Origin of the sequence: Psychrobacter sp. APC 3426 (assembly GCF_030408035.1) — a bacterium.
GTDB lineage: Bacteria > Pseudomonadota > Gammaproteobacteria > Pseudomonadales > Moraxellaceae > Psychrobacter.
Genome location: NZ_JASDCF010000003.1, coordinates 56,945 through 77,336 on the forward strand (window position 1 = coordinate 56,945; position 20,392 = coordinate 77,336).

Annotated in this window: 16 protein-coding genes; 15 read left to right on the top strand and 1 reads right to left on the bottom strand. The window is 43.6% G+C overall.

The annotated features are described in order from the left end of the window. Positions 1–141: 141 nt before the first annotated feature. The 8 genes from fmt to QL919_RS03575 all read left to right on the top strand — a co-directional run bounded on the left by fmt (position 142) and on the right by QL919_RS03575 (position 10,583). Positions 142–1,212, top strand: coding sequence for a methionyl-tRNA formyltransferase (gene fmt / locus QL919_RS03540; protein ID WP_290188213.1), 1,071 nt, complete (start codon positions 142–144; stop codon positions 1,210–1,212). A 166-nt stretch (positions 1,213–1,378) separates the two neighbouring features. Continuing rightward, positions 1,379–2,968, top strand: coding sequence for a transcription antitermination factor NusB (locus QL919_RS03545; protein WP_290188214.1), 1,590 nt, complete (start codon positions 1,379–1,381; stop codon positions 2,966–2,968). Between the two features lie 58 nt (positions 2,969–3,026). Beyond that, positions 3,027–4,448 carry a threonine synthase gene (thrC, locus tag QL919_RS03550; protein WP_290188215.1) on the top strand — a complete coding sequence of 474 codons (1,422 nt, stop codon included), beginning with the start codon at positions 3,027–3,029 and terminating at the stop codon, positions 4,446–4,448. A 349-nt stretch (positions 4,449–4,797) separates the two neighbouring features. After that, positions 4,798–5,895, top strand: a complete 1,098-nt coding sequence (locus QL919_RS03555) for a LysM peptidoglycan-binding domain-containing protein (RefSeq protein WP_290188216.1) — start codon at positions 4,798–4,800, stop codon at positions 5,893–5,895. A gap of 80 nt (positions 5,896–5,975) precedes the next feature. Beyond that, the gene (dprA, locus tag QL919_RS03560) at positions 5,976–7,226 is read left to right on the top strand and encodes a DNA-processing protein DprA (protein WP_290188217.1); all 1,251 of its coding nucleotides are present in this window, start codon (positions 5,976–5,978) and stop codon (positions 7,224–7,226) included. Positions 7,227–7,383: 157 nt separating this feature from the next. Then, positions 7,384–8,013, top strand: coding sequence for a Sua5/YciO/YrdC/YwlC family protein (locus QL919_RS03565; protein WP_290188218.1), 630 nt, complete (start codon positions 7,384–7,386; stop codon positions 8,011–8,013). A 323-nt stretch (positions 8,014–8,336) separates the two neighbouring features. After that, positions 8,337–9,302 carry a TIGR01777 family oxidoreductase gene (locus tag QL919_RS03570; RefSeq protein ID WP_290188219.1) on the top strand — a complete coding sequence of 322 codons (966 nt, stop codon included), beginning with the start codon at positions 8,337–8,339 and terminating at the stop codon, positions 9,300–9,302. A gap of 207 nt (positions 9,303–9,509) precedes the next feature. Beyond that, complete coding sequence (locus QL919_RS03575; RefSeq protein WP_290188220.1) at positions 9,510–10,583, top strand: metallophosphoesterase; 1,074 nt, start codon at positions 9,510–9,512, stop codon at positions 10,581–10,583. Between the two features lie 173 nt (positions 10,584–10,756). Here the strand turns inward: QL919_RS03575 and QL919_RS03580 are convergent, their stop codons facing one another. Beyond that, positions 10,757–12,178 carry an alpha/beta hydrolase gene (locus QL919_RS03580; protein ID WP_290188221.1) on the bottom strand — a complete coding sequence of 474 codons (1,422 nt, stop codon included), beginning with the start codon at positions 12,176–12,178 and terminating at the stop codon, positions 10,757–10,759. A gap of 552 nt (positions 12,179–12,730) precedes the next feature. Between QL919_RS03580 and grpE the strand changes: the two genes are divergently transcribed. The 7 genes from grpE to QL919_RS03615 all read left to right on the top strand — a co-directional run bounded on the left by grpE (position 12,731) and on the right by QL919_RS03615 (position 20,224). After that, entirely contained in the window at positions 12,731–13,330 is a 600-nt protein-coding gene (gene grpE, locus QL919_RS03585) for a nucleotide exchange factor GrpE (RefSeq protein ID WP_290188222.1), read from the top strand. Positions 13,331–13,581: 251 nt separating this feature from the next. After that, positions 13,582–15,543 (top strand): molecular chaperone DnaK, encoded by a 1,962-nt coding sequence (dnaK, locus tag QL919_RS03590; protein WP_290188223.1) that lies wholly within the window; start codon positions 13,582–13,584, stop codon positions 15,541–15,543. A gap of 336 nt (positions 15,544–15,879) precedes the next feature. Then, entirely contained in the window at positions 15,880–16,425 is a 546-nt protein-coding gene (locus tag QL919_RS03595; RefSeq protein ID WP_290188224.1) for a porin family protein, read from the top strand. Between the two features lie 130 nt (positions 16,426–16,555). Then, positions 16,556–17,110: a porin family protein gene (locus tag QL919_RS03600; protein ID WP_290188225.1), complete on the top strand. Its 555-nt coding sequence runs from the start codon at positions 16,556–16,558 to the stop codon at positions 17,108–17,110. Between the two features lie 213 nt (positions 17,111–17,323). Then, positions 17,324–17,803: an NfeD family protein gene (locus QL919_RS03605; RefSeq protein ID WP_290188226.1), complete on the top strand. Its 480-nt coding sequence runs from the start codon at positions 17,324–17,326 to the stop codon at positions 17,801–17,803. A 15-nt stretch (positions 17,804–17,818) separates the two neighbouring features. Beyond that, a complete protein-coding gene (locus QL919_RS03610; protein ID WP_290188227.1) occupies positions 17,819–18,679 on the top strand; it encodes an SPFH domain-containing protein in 861 nt (286 codons plus the stop codon). A 162-nt stretch (positions 18,680–18,841) separates the two neighbouring features. Next, the gene (locus QL919_RS03615; RefSeq protein WP_290188228.1) at positions 18,842–20,224 is read left to right on the top strand and encodes an esterase-like activity of phytase family protein; all 1,383 of its coding nucleotides are present in this window, start codon (positions 18,842–18,844) and stop codon (positions 20,222–20,224) included. Positions 20,225–20,392: the final 168 nt, after the last annotated feature.

A 20,392-nucleotide genomic window follows, 5' to 3' on the forward strand; every position in this document is an offset into this window, starting at 1 on the left:
AAGAATAAATATCGCTATCAATGAGACTATTATAAAGATAAATGGCTGCATTGGTAACGTTGGATTGACACGGTTACAATCATGGCACAATGCCATAAACTCACCTATAATGAGCAATTTAACCTTATACAAAGCAAAGCTATGACTACAACTGCCTCCGACGCCGATTTATCTACGACCTCTATTGTTTCTGACCACCCACCCGCCAAGCCGTTACGGGTGGTGTTTGCTGGTACGCCTGAGTTTGCTGCTGTCAGCCTTGCATCACTTATAAAGCAGCAAGACATACTGAATATAGATATCGTTGCGGTCTATACACAGCCTGATCGTAAGGCAGGTCGTGGGCAAAAATTATCAGCATCTGCCGTCAAGCAAGTGGCATTGGCAAATGATATTGCGGTTGAGCAGCCTGTTACCTTTAAGAAATCTAGCACAGAAGGCATGGCAGCGCGCCAAAATTTACGTAGTTATCAGCCAGATGTCATGATTGTCGCCGCTTATGGCCTGATATTACCGATTGGTGTATTGACCACGCCTACTTATGGTTGTCTAAATATTCATGCTTCACTGTTGCCACGCTGGCGCGGTGCGGCACCTATTCATCGTGCATTACTGGCGGGTGATTCTGAGACCGGCATTACTATCATGCAAATGGATAAGGGGCTCGATACCGGCGACATGCTCTACAAGCTCAGCGCGCCTATTGAAGCCAGTGATACGGCTGCGAGCCTACATGACAAAATGGCTGAGCTAGGTGCTGCGGCAATCAATACGGTATTAAAAGACCTGGCGCATTATCAAGCGCAGGCAGTGGCCCAAGATGACAGCCAAGCCAATTATGCGGAAAAGCTCGTCAAAACCGAAGGCGAAATTGACTGGACACAGTCTGCTACAAGGATTGAGCGACAAATTCGTGGACTGACACCATGGCCAGGCGCTTATACTTTTTTAGCAGGGCAGCGCGTCAAAATTTTAGCCAGCTTACCTGTGAACTCATCACAGCAAACCAATGAGCCTGCAGGTACTGTCATCAGTGTCGGGCGCAAAGCGATATTGGTGGCTTGTGGCAAAGAAAATGAGTCGGAACAATCAGCCAGCACTTTGGCTATTACTGATTTGCAGTTCGCTGGTGGTAAGCCAATGACAGCAGAACAAATTTGCCACGGCAATCAATTAGATGATGGTGATCAGTTCACCACAGATTCAAAATAGCGTACGACAAGTTAAAATAATGTGTGCCAAGTTAAAGCAGCTACAGCCAAACTGGTACAGTATTTATAACAATTTCACCCTGTTTATTTTAATATTGGTAATTTAATACCAAATAATCCAACTTTTATCAGACGCTATCAATCATACGTCAAGGACATCCAATTTAATGAGACAAAATAGCACTGCGTCTAGAAATAACAAACTCAAACCATCAAGCAATTTGATTATGAATGGCAGCGTACGCGTACGGGTCATTCGCACTTTACTGGCCATTCAAAATGGTCAGTCGCTTGCCAGCGTCCTTGATCCGTTACTAAACAGTCTGCATGACGGCGATAAAGGGTTTGCTCATGCGCTACTACTAACCACCCTACGTCAGTGGCACGCGCTGGCGCGTTTGCTCGATACTTTAGCAGACAACCCTATCGATGAAGTTGAAGTTCGTACCACCATTCAAGTAGGTTTAGTACAGCTGCTCTATTTGGAAGTCGCTGACCATGCGGCCATTCACGAAACGGTCGAAGCGGCAAAAGAGATCGAGTTTTCGCATGCAACAGGGTTAATCAACGCTATCTTGCGTAAAGTCGCTAAAAATCCAAGCAAATTTCGTAAGAAGTGCGATAAAAAACACAGTCTACCGAATTGGCTCGCCTATCAGCTTAAGCAAGACTGGAGCGAGCAGTATGATGAGCTGACCCAAGGTTTGCGCCAAACTGCGCCGATGTTTTTACGAGTGAATTCGGCGGTTAGCTCCGTAGAGGATTATCAACAAGCACTCGATGGCGCAGAGATTGATGCGGATTTGGTTGAGCTTACCACTGGCTTTACTCTAGCTAACTCATCAGATAAAGCTGTTGCTACAACGTCATCAACCAAAGGTCTCCGGCTACATCAAAGCACAGCCGTGAACGCTTTGCCTGATTTTGCGCTAGGAGCTGCCAGCGTACAAGACATGCATGCCCAACTTGCTGCACCCATTATTAATAAAGCATTGATGGCTAAACTTAGCACTGAAGTGACCGACACTGACGGTGATATCACTGAAAATAATAACAACGAGATACACATTTTAGATGCTTGCGCGGCACCTGGTGGTAAGCTCGCTCACTGGTTGGAGCTTATAAGCGCTAATGACCAGTCGTCACTGTTTCACGTGAAACAAGACGATGCTAAATCGACGCCTGCGACCGCTGATATCAAGGTAACGGCTATTGATAATGAAGCGCCGCGTATTGAGCGTATCCGTGAGAACTTACAGCGCTTAAATTTAAGTCAGCACGATTTGCAGCAAGCAGAGAAAAGTGTCGCACTGAATATTGTCTGTGCTGATGCCACCAGATGGCAGCATGGAAAAAATAAAAAAGCGGCTACCAATGAGCCGGTATTTGATGCAATATTACTCGATTCTCCTTGTACTGCGACAGGCGTGATTCGTCGTCACCCCGATATCAGTATTTTGCGTACCGAAGAAGACGTTGAGCAAACCGCATTGTTGCAAGCCGATATTTTGCATAACTTGTGGCCACAATTGAAAGCGGGTGGTTATCTATTGTATGTAACCTGCTCTATCTTAAAGCAAGAAAACGTCCTTCAAATGCAGGATTTTATCAGTCATCATAATGATGCGGTAGCGATTGAATTTACCGAAGATTGCAATTGGGGCATCGAGCAAACAATCGGACGTCAGTGCTTGCCGATTGATAGCGAGAGTGGTGATGGTTTTTATTATGCATTGCTTCATAAGACAATCGCATAAAACTGCTGAATAAACCGTTTTAAATATTGAATAACCTCATTATAGACAGGACAATCTAATGAAATATATCAGTACCCGTGGTCAGACAGCGCCGATGGATTTTAGTGATGTACTATTGATGGGGCTTGCGCCAGATGGCGGTTTGATGCTGCCTGAGCACTATCCAAATATTGATAGCACGACCCTTGATGAATGGCGTACGCTCAGCTATCCACAGCTTGCCATGGCGATTATGCAGCGCTTTGCCACTGATATTCCTGTGGCTGATTTGCAAGATATCATCGAGCGTACTTATACTGCTGAGATATTTGGTTCTGATGAGATTGTCCCTGTCCGTAAGCTTGAGGATAACTTATATATTTTAGGATTATCGAACGGTCCGACATTGGCATTTAAAGATGTGGCGATGCAGTTCTTGGGCAATGCCTTTGAATACGTGCTGAAAAAAAAGGACGCTCGCATTACTATTATTGGTGCGACCAGTGGTGACACGGGCAGCGCAGCAGAGTATGCATTGCGCGGCAAAGAAAATATCGAAGTCTTTATGCTGTCACCGCACGGTAAAATGAGCGAATTTCAGCGTGCGCAAATGTATAGTTTGACCGATGATAACATCCATAATATTGCCATCGATGGCATGTTTGATGATTGCCAAGATATCGTCAAGGCATTGCAGCAAGATGCCGAATTTAAAGCGGCTTATAACCTCGGTACCGTTAACTCTATCAACTGGGGTCGTATCCTTGCGCAAATCGTTTATTACTTTAAAGCCTATTTTGCCATTACTACCAGCAACGATGAAAAAATCAGCTTTAGTGTACCATCTGGTAACTTTGGCAATATCTGTGCCGGTCATATCGCTCGAGAAATGGGACTGCCCGTTGACCGTCTAATCGTCGCGACCAATGAAAACGACGTACTAAACGACTTCTTTAACCAAGGTGCTTACCAGCCGCGTCCGACGGATAAAACTTACGTCACCTCTAGTCCGTCAATGGATATCTCTAAAGCCTCTAACTTTGAGCGCTTTGTTTATCTGCTACTCGACAAAGACAGCGCGCGCGTTCATGAGCTATTTGAAGGGGTGAAATCCGGCCAAGGATTTGATTTGTCTGATTTGATGGAAGCAGTTAACACACGTTATGGTTTTGCTGCGGGCAAATCGACGCATAGCGACCGCTTGCAAACTATTAAAGCGCTTTATGAGCAGCATGGTGAGTTGGTTGATCCGCACACTGCCGACGGTATTAAAGTCGCTAAAGAATTACAACGCGCAGGCGAAGTGATTGTTTGTGCAGAGACTGCCTTGCCAGTTAAGTTTGCCGATACCATTGTTGAGGCTGTTGGGCAAATAGAGATTGCTCGCCCAGCGCATACCGAAGGATTAGAGGAATTGCCGCAGCATGTGGTGGTACTAGACAATAAAGCTGAGCTGGTCGCTGAACAAATTCGTCAACATGTAACGCCAAATCCAGCGTAATTAATAGGGGTATTTAACGCTCATTGTAAAAAGTAAATCTAGGAAATTATCCACATAAAAGTTACGCCATTGTAATAAAGTGTTTATGATTGTGTTATGGTAGATATAATTGTAATATTAGCAACAGCGTCTGCGAGTCATCATTGTGCTAGACGCTTTTTTAGGAATAAACACTGGCCAATTACACTGAACAGCTGCCCTATAGGCGTCATAATAACCGCACTGTTAGGTCTATAAAGCGCTTCAGTCTGTATAGTTATCTATAGATTTAATTATACAGGCTCTGTAGCAATGGACTTTAGTAGGATTTATTAAGGCGGCATCAGCGGTACATATTGTGGATATAACAATGAAGATGAGCTTAAAAAAGATAGCAAAAGCACTGTTGATCACGACATTTAGCAGTGCAATGCTGATGACCACTGCCCACGCCAATAATCCACCGCCAACCATCAAAGCAGATGCTCCTAACCGCTATATGGTTAAAAAAGGCGATACGTTATGGGATATCTCAGGTCGTTATTTAGACAGCCCATGGCGCTGGAAAGAGATTTGGGCAACCAATAAACAAATCAAAAATCCACATCTTATCTATCCAAATGACATTCTTATTTTATGTGTGATTCAGGGTAAGACTTTAATTGGCGTCGATACAGGCGAGGGCTGTGCTGGTATCGAAAAGCAAATGACAGGTAATGTGGTTGCTAGTACGGTCTCAGTTACCTCAACTGCCAACAGTATCCCGCCTATTCCATGGTCTGCGATTCAGCATTGGCTCGATAAAACCCTCATCGTTAATCCACAAGATTTCAATACCACCCCATACATTTTGGCTTCTAAAAATCGTAACTTAATCACTGCCAGTGGTGATAAGGTTTATGCCAAAGGTGTCCCACTTATCGTGGGTCAGCGCTATGGTATCTACCGCGAAGGTGAGCTGTATGTCGAGCCAAAAACACAAGAAGTTATTGGTTTAGAAGTCACGCAAGTAGCGACTGGATTGGTGACCTCTACAGAGACCAATGGCGTCACTAGCCTGCAGCTGACAGACAGTTACGGTAAAGAGGTGCGCGAAGGTGATCGAGTGTTTGTCGAGTTAGATAACTCTATTCCACCCGTGTTTTATCCAACCCCTGCAAGCGTCAGCCGTGGCGGTATGATTGTACGCGTCATGGACTCAATCAGCTCCGCGGCAAAAGGCAGTGTGGTCGCCATCAACCTTGGTAGTACACATGGCGCTAAGCCTGGCGATGTACTGACAGTTTTCCAAAAAGGTCCAATGGTACGCGATATCAGAGACAATGATACGCCTGTGCGTTTGCCAAATGAGCCAAGTGGGATGGTCATGGTCTTTAATACTTTTGACCACATTAGCTATGCTTATGTGCTTGATTCTGAACTGCCACTGAATGTCGGTGATCAGTTATTACCACCGCCTTACTTATAGAAATAATAAATAAGATAAGAGGATAGAACACTTGTCTTTGAGTAAGTCATTATAAGTCCGCCCACACGAGACACCTGACTATGACGGCAGTCACCTCTACTTTATCAGACAATCAGCGCGCAGTATTGGCGCTGTGGTATGAGGTGAATGCGTCATTATCGGCTTACCATAAACTCATTGTCTCTTTTGATGATGCGCAGCTTGCGTGGCGAGCTGGGGTAGAGGCATGGCGGCAGTTAGGTATTCATCATACTCATCTCAAACGTCATGAGCAGCCAGAACAAACGGTTGCCAATATTGATAAGATTCAACAAGCAGTGACAGAAGGCCGTTATGGTTTACTATTTGCTGATGACTCTGATTATCCTGCGCCGTTACTAGAAATTTACGACCCACCACCATTACTGTTTTATCGTGGTAATAGCGCCCGCTTACATCAAGCGCAAATAGCTATCGTCGGTAGCCGAAAACCCACTGCACATGCCCAAAAAATCACCTTTGATATGGCGCAATATTTGGCGCAGGCAGGCTATATCATCACTAGTGGTCTTGCGATGGGCGTCGATAAGCGTGCACATCTGGGTGCTTTGGCGCAAGCTGATGCTGACTATCAAGGTCGTACCGTCGGCGTCATGGGTACGGGAATCGATGTCAATTATCCTAACCATCGTGATCAGTTATTTAGTCAGATTATCGACCAAGGTGGCTGTATCATCAGCGAGCTCCTGCCTCATACGCAGCCGCACAAACATACTTTTCCGCGGCGAAATCGCTTGGTTGCAGGACTCAGTCTAGCGACAATCGTTACTGAAGCGACCATTCAAAGTGGCTCACTCATTACCGCGCGTCTAACCTCTGAGCAAGGCAAGCAAGTCTTTGCGATTCCAAGTCATATCGACAATAGTAATGCTGAAGGCTGCCACCATTTGATACGTGAAGGCGCGACCTTGATTTATCATCCTCAGCAAGTACTCGATGATGTCAGTAGTCAGTTGGGCTATGAGCACTACACTCATACATCATCGAGCCACACTGAAATCAGTAGCAACCCATCAGACCTTAGCCAACGCTCTCATCCTCTAGAAGTAGCCAGTGGCTCTGCTGTAGAGACTGATGAATCGCCATCGTCTAATGTTAAAACGCCTCGCAGGGCGATAGCTGTACCTGAGCACTTAAAGAGTGTGTACAATCAACTTGATTGGCATGGACAAGATTTAGATGCGCTGTTGGTGGCGATTGAGCTTGCACCACCACAGTTGATTGGGCAGTTGATGGAGCTTGAATTAATGGGAGTCATTAGTGTACAAGGCGGACGGTATTTACGGGTCTAAAGTCATGTTTTATTTACGGTTGAGTTTAACTGCTTGCCAGTTTTTGAGTCTTTAGCCGAGAGTAGTTTTGACAGTTTTAAACGCTGCTTTTCTAGTCTTTGTGTGTCCTGTGTTATTATAAATGCTTAAATCTCTATCCTCTCGAAGCATGTAAATCATGAAACAATCCCAGTCATTTATTACCGATTCTGTCGTTCAAGCTGCTCAGTGGCTAAAAAAAGGCGAGTTACTTGCTTATCCAACTGAAAGCGTTTGGGGCATCGGCTGTGATGCTTATGATAAAGCAGCAGTTCAGCGGATTTTAGATATCAAGCAGCGCCCACAAGCAAAGGGCATGATTGTTATTGCTGACAGTGTAGAGCGTCTAGCGCCTTTATTAGACGCTTTAGAAGACAGTCAGCGCCAACAAGTCATCAAAAGTTGGCAGGCAGACAATGACAATATAGCGCTACAATGCAAACAAGCCCAGACATGGCTACTGCCCATTCCGAGCACACTTACGACAACCGTTCCTCCTTGGATAACGGGTCAACATCAAACTGTCGCGGTGAGGGTTATCGCTCATCCTACTATTCGTCAGTTGTGCCAGCAGATGGTAAGTCCCCATAACCCATTTGGGCTCTTGGTTTCCACAAGTTGCAACCCATCTGGTCAACAGCCTGCCAGCACCCTTGATGAAGCTTATGCTTATTTCGGCGAGCAAATCAGCTATTTAAATGCTGAAACCTTAGGTTATACCTTGCCAAGCCAAATCCGTGATGCGACCACAGGTCTAATAGTTCGCTAATGGTTCAATAGTCAGACTGCCAGTTAAGTCATCCAAACTCGCTATTTTTTATTCTCAGCTTCCATTCTTATTTGACGTATAGCATGAATGCTATATGGCGTGCTTGCCTGTCTATAAAGTATTAATATCCTTTTAATCCTTGCTATACCACTACTGGCTAGTGATAGAGGCTTGTTCGGCGCTGCGCCTGCTACTATCGCTAGCTGCATTGCTTTACCAAAAGCATGTAAAAGTCGTTTTGATATAACCTCCAAAAAAGAAGACGATGGTTATAAAGGATTAACCTTAAGCAGATAACAAGCGACACATAAAAGGAGCAAAGTATGAATATTCTAATCAGTGGTGGCTCAGGATTCTTAGGTAGTGCATTTAGTCGTGAGCTGATGACATGTTACCGCGCACAGAATAAAGAGCTGCATATTACTTGGTTGACTCGTGATAGCAGTCAAGCACACCCTGACGATATCGCTATGATGACTTACGATGAGCTTGCAAAGACTGATAAAAGATTTGATGTCATTCTAAATCTAGCAGGTGCTGGGATTGCAGACTCGCGTTGGAGCAATGCCCGTAAAGAGCAGCTCATGGCGAGCCGCGTGAAACCTACTGAGTCAATATTAGCATTTATTGCACGCAGCAGCGCCAAGCCTAAACTGCTGGTTAGCGGTTCAGCGATTGGCTGGTATGGAGTGCAAGGCGATAAACCATTGACTGAAAGCAGTGGTTTTAAGACGGATTTTGCTCATAAATTATGTGATGATTGGGAGCAGTTAGCGCTCAAAGCCACTGAATGTGGCGTACCCGTGGCTATTGTGCGCACTGGTGTGGTCATTCATCCTGATGGCGGTATGCTGGGCAAGCTTTTAACACCGTTTAAAATGGGTGTCGGTGGACAATTAGGTGGTGGCAAGCAAATAATGAGCTGGGTCAGTCGTGAAGATTGGGTGGGGGCTGCGATATTTATCATTGAAAAGCACCTTGCTGATTATACTAACACTCAAATGACAGGTAATAACTCGCTAAAAACGACAAATGATACGCCAGCGGTGGTGTATAACCTTACCGCACCTAACTCTGTAACCAATCATACTTTTACCAAAACACTTGGCGCGTGGCTACATCGTCCAACGTTTTTTACTTTACCAGAATTTTTACTTAAGCTGATGTTCGGTGAGATGTCGACGCTACTAATTGATGGGCAGATGGTATTACCGCAAGCCTTACAAGACGCAGGTTATGAGTTTAAACAGCCAACGTTTAAGCAGGCGTTAGAAGAGCAGAATTCTTAAGACATCAAAAGTGATAGAAGATAATATTGTTTCATGTGAAACGTGGCGATATGGCTTCCTGCTTATAAACAACTTGATTTCGTCGCTAGTGTATTAGGGTATGTCTGTGAAATATGAATTGTTGATGAAAAAAAGCTGACTTGTACCGATACCAATAAGTTTCGTATAAGATGATTATATTCTCAGACAGTCGTTTAGATATCTATTATGTGGCTATTCATTATTCTTACCCAAATATTGGTCATCATGACCAGTGTGATTTTTTGGTGGTTCATTCAGCCACGCCGAACTTTTAGCAAAGTCGCCCTCATTTCTGCTGTCTTTGTTATTAATAATGTGGCGTTGGTTTATGGGTTGACAGAGTTTTGGTATGAGCGCTTTCACGTCTATTTGGTCGTTAGTATTCTACAAGGATTTATGTTTTATACGGCTTTTATAGTCGCTATAGGCTGGCTGGTCCTTAGTCAGATATTTCAGCAATCTTTATCCCCCAAACTTGTACGTTCAACTGTTGTCACTGTATATATGGGTGTCGTTGGTTTAGCGGTATTTAATGCTTATTCACCAGTCGTGCATCACCTGACTGTCACCACAGACAAGCCGCTCGATAAACCAATGAACATCGCGCTTGTCTCTGATACACATTTAGGTAGGTGGTTCGGTAATCGACAGATACAGAAGATGGTCAGCCTTATCGATGCACAACATCCTGATGTGGTGGTTATCGCGGGTGATATTATGAATGATACAACCATTGCCTATGATAATAGCAATATGCATGAGCAGTTATCGCAGCTACGGGCACCGCTTGGTGTCTATGCTACCTTGGGCAATCATGATTACCGTGGTTATGATGAGCAGATAGCGTATGCTATTGAAAGAGCAGGTATCAAAGCGCTTGATAGTGAGAGTGTGTTGCTAGATGATTCGGTATGGTTGGTTGGTCGCTCAGATGATGTGGATCAAACCAGACTGTCAGCGCAGGAATTGCTTACCCAAGTCAATACCAATAAGCCCGTCATCTTTTTAGAACATCGTCCCTCTATGATGAAGGAGATTAGCAACTTACCAATAGATTTGCATTTGTCAGGGCATACACATGGTGGGCAGATATTTCCATTAACGATGCTAATGCGATGGTTCGAACCGCTGATACATGGCAGCAAAAATATTGAAAATACGCAGTTTTTGGTGACGTCAGGCTATGGTTTTGGTCCCGTGCCTTTTAGACTAGGAACGCGTTCTGAGATATGGATGATTAGGTTGCAGTCTGGTGTATGAGTTACTTTAGTAGACAGTGTTATAGATACAACAAAGCCTCTACTATGTCTCAATAGTAGAGGCTTTTAGCGGTACTAAGTATTAATAAGGACTAAGTATTAATAAGGAGCCAGCCAAGCGAAAACAATAAGTTGAAGTTGATGCCTAACTAGAAAACATACACAGATTCTCCCTTACGCTGCTAACTGAGACTGTGTGTGAATGAGGTCACGAACAAAGACGGCAAAACCATCGATGATATCGTTTGTCTCTTGACCAAGCCCTTGATGCACACTCATAAAATGGATAAAACCATGCGGTGCACCAAGTACCGTATAAGTCTCAACAGGGATACCATGGCTTTTTAATTGTTTGGCATAAGCAAAGGCTTCATCACGTAACACGTCTAGCTCTGATGCGACAATATAAGTTGGGCATACCTGACTATTATCACCGAGCATGGGAGAGTTCAGCACATGCTGGCGTGGCAACGGGCTGTTCTCTAAACAGGCTGCATCGAACACCGCCACATCGGCATGGTCTAGTAATAAGCCTTCACCATATAGCTCCCAACTTGGATAATCTGTCTCGATATCAGTCACTGGATATAACGGCATCTGCGCGAGCGGTTTTGGTAAGCGTTCTAACAGCTCAAACATCGTGCGACCCAGCACACCCAAATCTGACCAAGCCGATTCTGTCGGCGCAGTGAGTTGCTGGGCAATCAAAGTAGACAGTCCGCCACCAGCACTATCGCCGGCGAGAACAATCCGCGACGGTAAAGCACCAAAGGTATGACAATGCTCTGTGAGCCAAGCATAGGCTGTGATGCAGTCTGTCAGCGCAGCTGGCGCCGGATTTTCTGGTGCTAGGCGATAATCAACACTGACAATCGGCCAACCAGTCTGCTCACAAACGGCATGACAAAACTCATGATGCGTATCGACATCACCGATACAAAATCCACCACCGTGGAAGAACAGCATCACCGTTTCATCTGGATTATCAATACCACCTTTTTTTAACCCTAATCTATGAGTAGCATAGTCTGGTTGATAGCAACGAATGGTCATATCACCATCGTCAGCATTGGCAATCACTTTGTCTTCCCAGCGAACAGCCGTCTCACCTTTTTTGGTAAAGCGCTTTATATTGCCGATGATAGTATCGGCGGTCTGCTGCCATACTCTGGGTGCCTGCATCGCCACAGCATCAGCGGCAAATCTTTCGCGCAGCTCTGGCATTGGCGTCAGCTCAAGAGGGGTCTTAAGTTTGCTATTCACGGCCAGTATTAGGCGCAAATGCGCATTGACATGCAGATACTGTTTTGAAGTTGGTCCATTTAAGTAACCAACCAAGCTCTCTAATAATGGGGCTGGCAAATAACCCAATCCTTTCATCGCATAATGCAATGTATGCGGTTGACAATTGGTCATCGGATTGTAGCTAAACACCTTCTCTTTAACGGTCAGACGCTTTTCTTGAGCGCTTTCTTGCGTGGCACTCGCTTGTGTCGCACTGTCTGCTTGCTCTGTTGACTCTGTTGATGCAAGCTTCAATGTCATCAACGCTTTGTTTAGTAAGGTGTTGATAGATAATGCTGTTGAATGAGACATAACACCTCTTATAAATAATAGGGAGTAGACGCAGATTTTAATAAGCGCTGCATATCGTTTTTGCAGTTTATCGTCTGTCACAGTACAGCGACTAGCGTCATTATTAAGTGGTTGTATTTGCTGAAATAATAAAGTAATACACAATAAAGTTGAGTGTTTTTTAGTAATACCTTAGGTGGTAATAGTAAAGTAATTGGAATAAATGACAGCTTTTTGTACGTTTTGTTAGCTTAGGTTCACAGTTATTGACAACGAATAAAAATACTGTACGAGCATTTAGGAGAATATTCGATGATATTTGTGGTAAATGGTAAAAAATCCTTTGCTTTAGGCTTGAAATTTACCCTCATCACCTTTATCAATCAGCTATTGAAACGCATTAATAAAAACCATGAGTAATAATTGTTTGGTACTTAATTATTTAGTACTTAATGTTTGTATCCAACATCAGTTTTTAAAGCCATTATCCAATATGAGTACAGAATGACCTGCGACTGATAGGTCTGCTGTGCTCTATAGCAATCGTCATTATTAAAATTCTAAGGAGCTATCATGAGCGAGCAAAATAACAACCACGAATCCCTTGACCAAAATGTGGCGCATGACAACGTTGAACATGGCGACAGTATTTTAGAAGAGACCATGCAAGAATTTGATCCAAAAAACAACTCAGGTGATGAATCAATCATCGAAAACGACATCGATATCGACACTTTTAAAGCACGCATCGCTGAGCTAGAAGGCGAAGTGAAGCATGCCAAAGAAACCACTGCTCGTGCCAATGCCGAAGCTTACAATGCACAAAAACGCATGGAGCAAGAAGCCGATAAGAGCAAAAAATTTGCGCTACAAAAATTTGCCAAAGAATTGTTAGAGGTCGTCGATAACCTAGAGCGTGCTATTGAGAACGCTGATGCTAACGATCCAGTTGCTGAAGGTGTGCAACTAACACATAAAGCCCTGTTGTCTGTTTTAAACAAAAACGGTATCGAAGTAGTTGACCCACAAGGCGAAAAATTCAACGCTGATCTTCATGAAGCAGTTGGTATTGATGCAGACGCTGAAGCAGATATCGTCGGTACGGTATTACAAAAAGGCTATAGCTTGAACGGTCGTCTGTTGCGCCCAGCCATGGTACGTGTTGGACAATAGAAACTGAGGTAGTTTAGGTATTCTAAATTAGGCTCTGGACTAGAAGAGACTACTAGAGTCCAGGACTTGATATTCAAGTGCTAAACCCTACTTAAATTAAGGGTTTTGACAAAAAATCACACAAAAGACAGTTTTTGCTTGATTATCGACTTGAAAAAATCATCAGCTAAACCGATATATAGCAACAAGTGACCGACTATGGTCTGAATAGATAAGTAGTTATATTTAAAATAAATTAGGAGCATTTGATTATGGGTAAAGTAATTGGTATTGATTTAGGTACAACCAACTCATGTGTGGCAGTGATGGAAGGTGACAAAGTTAAGGTCATCGAAAACGCTGAAGGTACTCGTACAACGCCATCTATCGTCGCTTATAAAGATGACGAAATCCTCGTTGGCCAGTCAGCCAAGCGTCAGGCAGTCACCAACCCAAACAACACATTGTTTGCAATCAAGCGTTTGATTGGTCGTCGTTTTGATGACAAAGTCGTGCAAAAAGACATCGGTATGGTGCCTTATAAAATCGCCAAAGCAGATAACGGTGACGCATGGGTAGAAATCAACGGTAAAAAACTAGCGCCACCACAGGTTTCTGCTGAAATCTTGAAAAAAATGAAAAAAACAGCAGAAGATTATCTTGGCGAGAGCGTGACTGAAGCAGTTGTTACTGTTCCTGCTTATTTCAATGACTCACAGCGCCAAGCGACTAAAGATGCGGGTAAAATTGCTGGTCTTGATGTAAAACGTATCATCAACGAGCCAACCGCTGCAGCGCTTGCTTATGGTATGGATAAAAAGCAAGGCGATAGCACCGTTGCTGTATATGACTTAGGTGGTGGTACTTTTGACGTATCAATCATCGAAATCGCTGATGTTGACGGTGAGCAGCAGTTTGAAGTACTCGCAACCAACGGTGATACATTCCTTGGTGGTGAAGATTTTGACTCAGCATTGATTGACTTCTTAGTAGACGAATTCAAAAAAGACCAAGATGTTAACCTAAAAGGTGACTCTCTTGCGATGCAGCGTCTAAAAGAAGCCGCAGAAAAAGCAAAAATTGAGCTATCAAGTGCCCAAAGCACTGAAGTCAACTTGCCATACATTACTGCTGATAGCAGTGGTCCTAAGCATTTGGTTGTCACTATCAGTCGCTCAAAACTAGAGAGCCTAACGGAAGAGTTAGTACAACGCACCATGGGTCCTTGTAAGATTGCTCTTGAAGATGCTGGCATTAAGCTTGCAGATATCAACGACGTTATCCTAGTTGGTGGTCAGACTCGTATGCCTCTCGTACAACAAAAAGTACAAGAGTTCTTCGGTCAAGAGCCACGTAAAGACGTTAACCCTGACGAAGCAGTTGCCGCTGGTGCTGCGATTCAAGGTGCGGTATTGTCTGGTGACAAAACTGACGTCCTATTGCTTGATGTAACACCATTGACGCTAGGTATCGAAACGATGGGTGGTGTCATGACGCCAATCATTGAGAAAAACACCATGATTCCTACTAAGAAATCACAAGTGTTCTCAACGGCAGAAGACAACCAACCAGCAGTAACGATTCAGGTGTATCAAGGTGAGCGTAAAATCGCCAATCAAAACAAACAGCTTGGCCGTTTTGATTTGACGGATATTCCACCAGCACCACGTGGTCTGCCACAAATTGAAGTGACCTTTGACATCAACGCTGACGGTATCATGAACATTTCAGCAACTGATAAAGGTACTGGTAAAGCGCAAAGTATCCAGATTAAAGCAGACTCTGGTTTGTCGGATGAAGAAGTCGAACAAATGGTTCGTGATGCAGAAGCCAATGCTGCTGATGATGAGAAGTTCGCCAATCTAGCCCAAGTGCGCAATGAAGCTGATGGTCGTATCCATGCGGTACAAAAAGCACTGAAAGAAGCAGAAGATAAAGTCACTGATGAAGAGAAATCAACAGTTGAAACTGCTATTACAGAGCTTGAAACAGCGGCGAAAGAAGACGATCATGACGATATCAAAGCCAAGCTTGAAGCATTAGACAATGCATTCTTGCCAATCAGCCAAAAGATTTATGCTGATAGTGGTGCTGGTGCTGGTGCTGGTGCTGGTGCAGAAGGTATGGATCCAAGCCAATTCCAACAAGGTGCGGACGGCGCAGCAGACAGCAACCAGGCTGATGATGACGTGGTCGATGCTGAGTTTACTGAAGTAGACGAAGATAAAAAATAAGCATCACCTAAAAATTAATCATTAAAATTATGGTTAATAGCATTGAAAAGCGCACCTTTCGAGGTGCGCTTTTTTATTTATTATATGTGCATTTATGGAATAAGTAGGAAGTATTGCGCTACAAAGGTGGTTGTAACAAAAGGTTTCATATCTAGGCCTTTGTAACCCGACCACTGATAAATGCTTGCAAATCTTAACTCTCATACCATCAAACACTGACACAGTGTTCGAAATACTTTGTTACTATATATTCATCGTTAACAAACAAGGCGATAGGCGAAAAAAGCCAATATAAATAACAACTTGTTTGTGAAAATTTTATTTAAGGAGCTTATGATGAAAACTCTACAAAAAACAATTCTTGCCCTAGTAGCTGGTTCTTTATTGACTGTTGGTGCACAAGCAGCAACAACTTATAGCAACGGTTATACCGGTCAACCATATGTTGGTCTTAAAGTCGGTCAGTTCGATTTAGATATAGACAATGCTGATGATCCAACTGCTTATGGTGTTTATGGTGGTTACAACTTCGACCAAAACTTCGGTATCGAAGCAGAATATGTAGGTTCAGATGACGCTGACTACAGAAATGGTGACCTTGATGCTAAAACTTATGGTGCATACGGTACTGCTCGTTATCAGTTCCCAAATACTGGTCTATATGCCAAAGGTAAATTGGGTGTAGCGAAGACTGAAGTTGAGGGTGATTACACGGTTGGTCCAGTTAGAGTTTCGAACTCTACCAGTGACACAGGTATTGCAGGTGGCGTAGGTCTTGGTTATTCAGTCAATCCTGATTTTGGTATCGAAGCCGAATATGCAATGATGGACAGCGATGTTGATGCCAAACTCATCACCGTTGGTGCACATCTAAAATTCTAAGTCTGTCACTGATAGAACGAAAATGAGGAATAATGATCGATTTCACTAACTTGATAGTGGTTACTCTCATTGTTTTTCAAACCAACAAACAGTATAAAACAAATTAAAAGCATAAATTTAGGAGAATAATATGAAAACTCTACAAAAAACTCTATTAGCATTAGCAGTAGGTTCTTTAGTAAGTGTTGGCGCACAAGCTGCTGTCACTTATGGTAATGGCTACACGGGTCAACCATACGTCGGTGTTAAAGTTGGTCAGTTTGACCTAGACGTTGATGGTGCTGATGATCCAACTGCTTATGGTATCTACGGTGGTTATAACTTTGACCCTAACTTTGGTATCGAAGCGGAATATGTAGGTTCAGATGATGCTGACTACCGTGGTGGTGATATTGATGCTAAGTCTTATGGTGCATACGGTACATACCGCTATCAGTTCCCTAACACTGGTTTATATGCCAAAGGCAAGCTAGGTGTTGCGAAAACTAAAGTAGAAGGTGATTTCACTCGTACTGTCGGTGCTACTGAAATCAGAACTGAGACTTACTCAGATAGTGATACCAGTCTTGCTGGTGGTGTAGGCCTAGGTTATTCAGTCAACCCTAACTTCAGTGTTGAAGCTGAATATGACAAGTTAGGTAGTGATGCAGACTTGATGACCGTTGGTGCACAGCTGAAGTTCTAAGTTACTGACTATCAGTAATTGAGTATAAAAAACGATCGCCTCGGCGGTCGTTTTTTTATGCGTTAAATTCTAGTAATCCTTTTTTTGACCCAGTCTAATGTACATGTATTATATATTGATAATTTTTTAAGAAGTTATAAACGCTCAAAGTATGCTACATTGAAAGCTAGGATGATTAAGATAGGGTAGGTAGCACTGATGGAGATTCTCTGGATGATTGAGCCTTGGCATTGGCTGGTATTGGGTTTTATATTGCTCATTGTTGAGATGTTTGTGCCGACCTTTGCAAGCCTTTGGTTTGGTGCGGCTGCCATCATCGTTGCCGCGCTTTCATGGTTATTGCCTATTTCTGTTTCTGTTCAAATCATTACTTGGCTGGTGCTTTCTGCTATATTTTTACTGGCGTGGTTTAAATTTATCAAACCCTTATCAGTAGATCGTACCAAGGCAGGATTGGGCGGTAGTGTCATCGTTGGTGAGACTGGCATGATAATTGTGCAGCCACAGGCAGATAGGGCAGGTACGGTGAGATTTAGCGTACCTATCGTAGGGGCAGCGGAGTGGATGTGCCGTACGCGCGGCGAGCAAGTGGCGGTTGGTGATCGAGTGGTGGTAACGGATATCGTCGGCAATGAGCTGATTGTGAGTAGCATGAAATCGCAGGCTGTGATTAACGAGAGTAGGTCAGTATAATAATAGGGATGCATTATGGAAAGTTTTAGTATTGTGATGGTGGTTTTAATTGCACTGGTCGTGTTTACAGTGTTCAAAGGCGTGCGTATCGTGCCACAAGGCTATAAATGGGTGGTGCAGCGACTCGGCAAATATAGCCAGACATTGGAGCCTGGGCTAAACCTTATTATTCCTTATGTTGATGATGTGTCTTATAAGGTTACTACCAAAGACATCGTGCTTGATATTCCTTCACAAGAAGTGATTACCCGCGATAACGTGGTTATTATTGCCAACGCCGTGGCTTATATCAATATCGTACGTCCTGATAAGGCGGTTTATGGTATCGAAGATTACGAGTATGGTATTCGCAATTTGGTACAGACCTCACTACGTTCAATCATAGGTGAGATGGATCTCGATAGTGCTTTGTCTAGCCGTGATGAAATCAAAACTAAGCTAAAACATGCAATCTCAGAGGATATTGCTGACTGGGGTATCACCCTCAAGACAGTAGAGATTCAAGATATTAACCCTTCACAGACCATGCAGGCTTCAATGGAAGAGCAAGCAGCGGCAGAGCGATTACGCCGTGCGACAGTGACGCGTGCTGATGGTCAAAAGCAAGCTGCCATCTTAGAGGCGGATGGCCGTTTAGAAGCTTCACGCCGTGATGCTGAAGCGCAGGTTGTACTGGCAAGAGGTTCTGAAGAATCGATTCGCTTGATTACCAGCGCCATGGGTGAGGAAGAGATGCCGATTGTCTACTTACTTGGTGAACAATATATCAAAGCAATCCGTGAGTTAGCGGAATCTGATAACTCAAAAATGGTGGTGTTACCGGCTGACATTCTGAGTACGGTCAAAGGTATGGTTGGTGATAAACTTAAGGTTTAACCAGTCATGTTTTAACCATATCTAAGACAAAGAACGCCTAAAAATAGTCAGTTAGCTTATTATGCGCTGGCTATTTTTTTGAGTTGTAATTAGTCAAAATTTTCTTCAATCGGTAGCAGGTGTTGTTATTTTAATAATAAAAACTGTTTAAGGGATGCAAAAATGACCAAGCAAGATGTGAGTACAGAACTCATCAATATAGATAACTTTGTACAAGGCAGTCCACTACCTTATGTCGTGCTTGATGACTCGCACACCAATGCTGCTTATCCTGAGAGGAAGCTTGAGATTCGAGGCGGTGGCTTTGGCTCAGATGCAGCGGCACATCCAACCAATGCCAATCAGTTTTATGTGCTGGCTGATCGAGGCCCTAATGCGGACTTTGAAGGCATTGCAGGTAAGGGTAAGCAGTTTTTGGTACCCGATTATACGCCGCGTATTGGGCTGTTTGAGCTACAAGACGACGGAAGTATTACCAGGATTAAAGAGATACTGCTTAAAGACAGCAGCGGCAAGCCTATTACTGGATTACCAAATCCAAAAGCGTTGGGCGGAACCAATGAAGTCCCTTACGATGTCGACGGACAGCCGATGACTGTGAATCCAAACCTGCCTTTTGATGAAGTAAGTAATCCCATCAGAACGGATATCAATGGTTTGGATCCTGAAGGCCTTGCTGTACTCACAGATGGCAGTTTTTGGATCAGTGATGAGTATGGGCCGCACTTGGTTCATTATGATGCGGACGGGGTAGAGATTGCACGTATCAATCCGTTCGCAAGTGATGAGCGCAATAACGTGGTCATTGATGGTAAGCAGATTTTGTTACCGCCAGAGTTTACTAAGCGTCGTGCCAATCGCGGAATGGAAGCGTTAAGCATCACTCCTGACCAGACGACGCTGGTCGGTATTATGGAGTCCTCTATGGATAATCCTGATAAGTCAGGGCGTATCTCTAGTTTGGTGCGGATAGTCACTATCAATTTGGATTCGGGTCACATAGCGCAATATTTGTATCGGCTTGATAAAGCGCAGCACGTGACATCGGGCATTGTTGCGCTCAACAGTTATGAGTTTTATGTGATTGAGCATGACCGTAAGTTTCCGCTACAGGATAGCTCTGCGCAAAAACTTATCTATAAAATTAATATCGTTGATGCTACTAATATTGAAACGATTGCTAGCACAGATATTATCAAGCAAGACGATACAGTAGGCTTGACTATCGACGGACAAACGCTAGAGCAGCTCATTGCAGAGAGTGAAGACAATTGGCAAGTATTTGAAAGCATAAGTATTAAACCAGTTAAAAAATCTTTAGTAGTCGATGTTCTCGCGGCATTAGACTATCCACATGACAAGCTGGAAGGCCTATGGTTGCGTCAAGATGGCTCACTTGGGCTACTCAATGATGATGATTTTGCGCTGACAGACTCAACGATTATCAATTCGAAAAGTACCGTTGAGCAAAAATATCTGGATAGTGAAAAAACCATAGAGGATGCCAATAGGCTATATATCGTCATGCCTACTGAATATAATTAATCCTAAATAAAAAGTATCATTATTATAACGTGCTACTGGTATAAATTTTCCTTGCGTGCTGTGCTTATGCAGACAGAGGCTGCGGGAAATTTACTCCAGTAGCACTGTATGTCTTTATAGAGGAACGACGGTAGACTAGATTGACTTAATTTAAATAACCACCTTTAT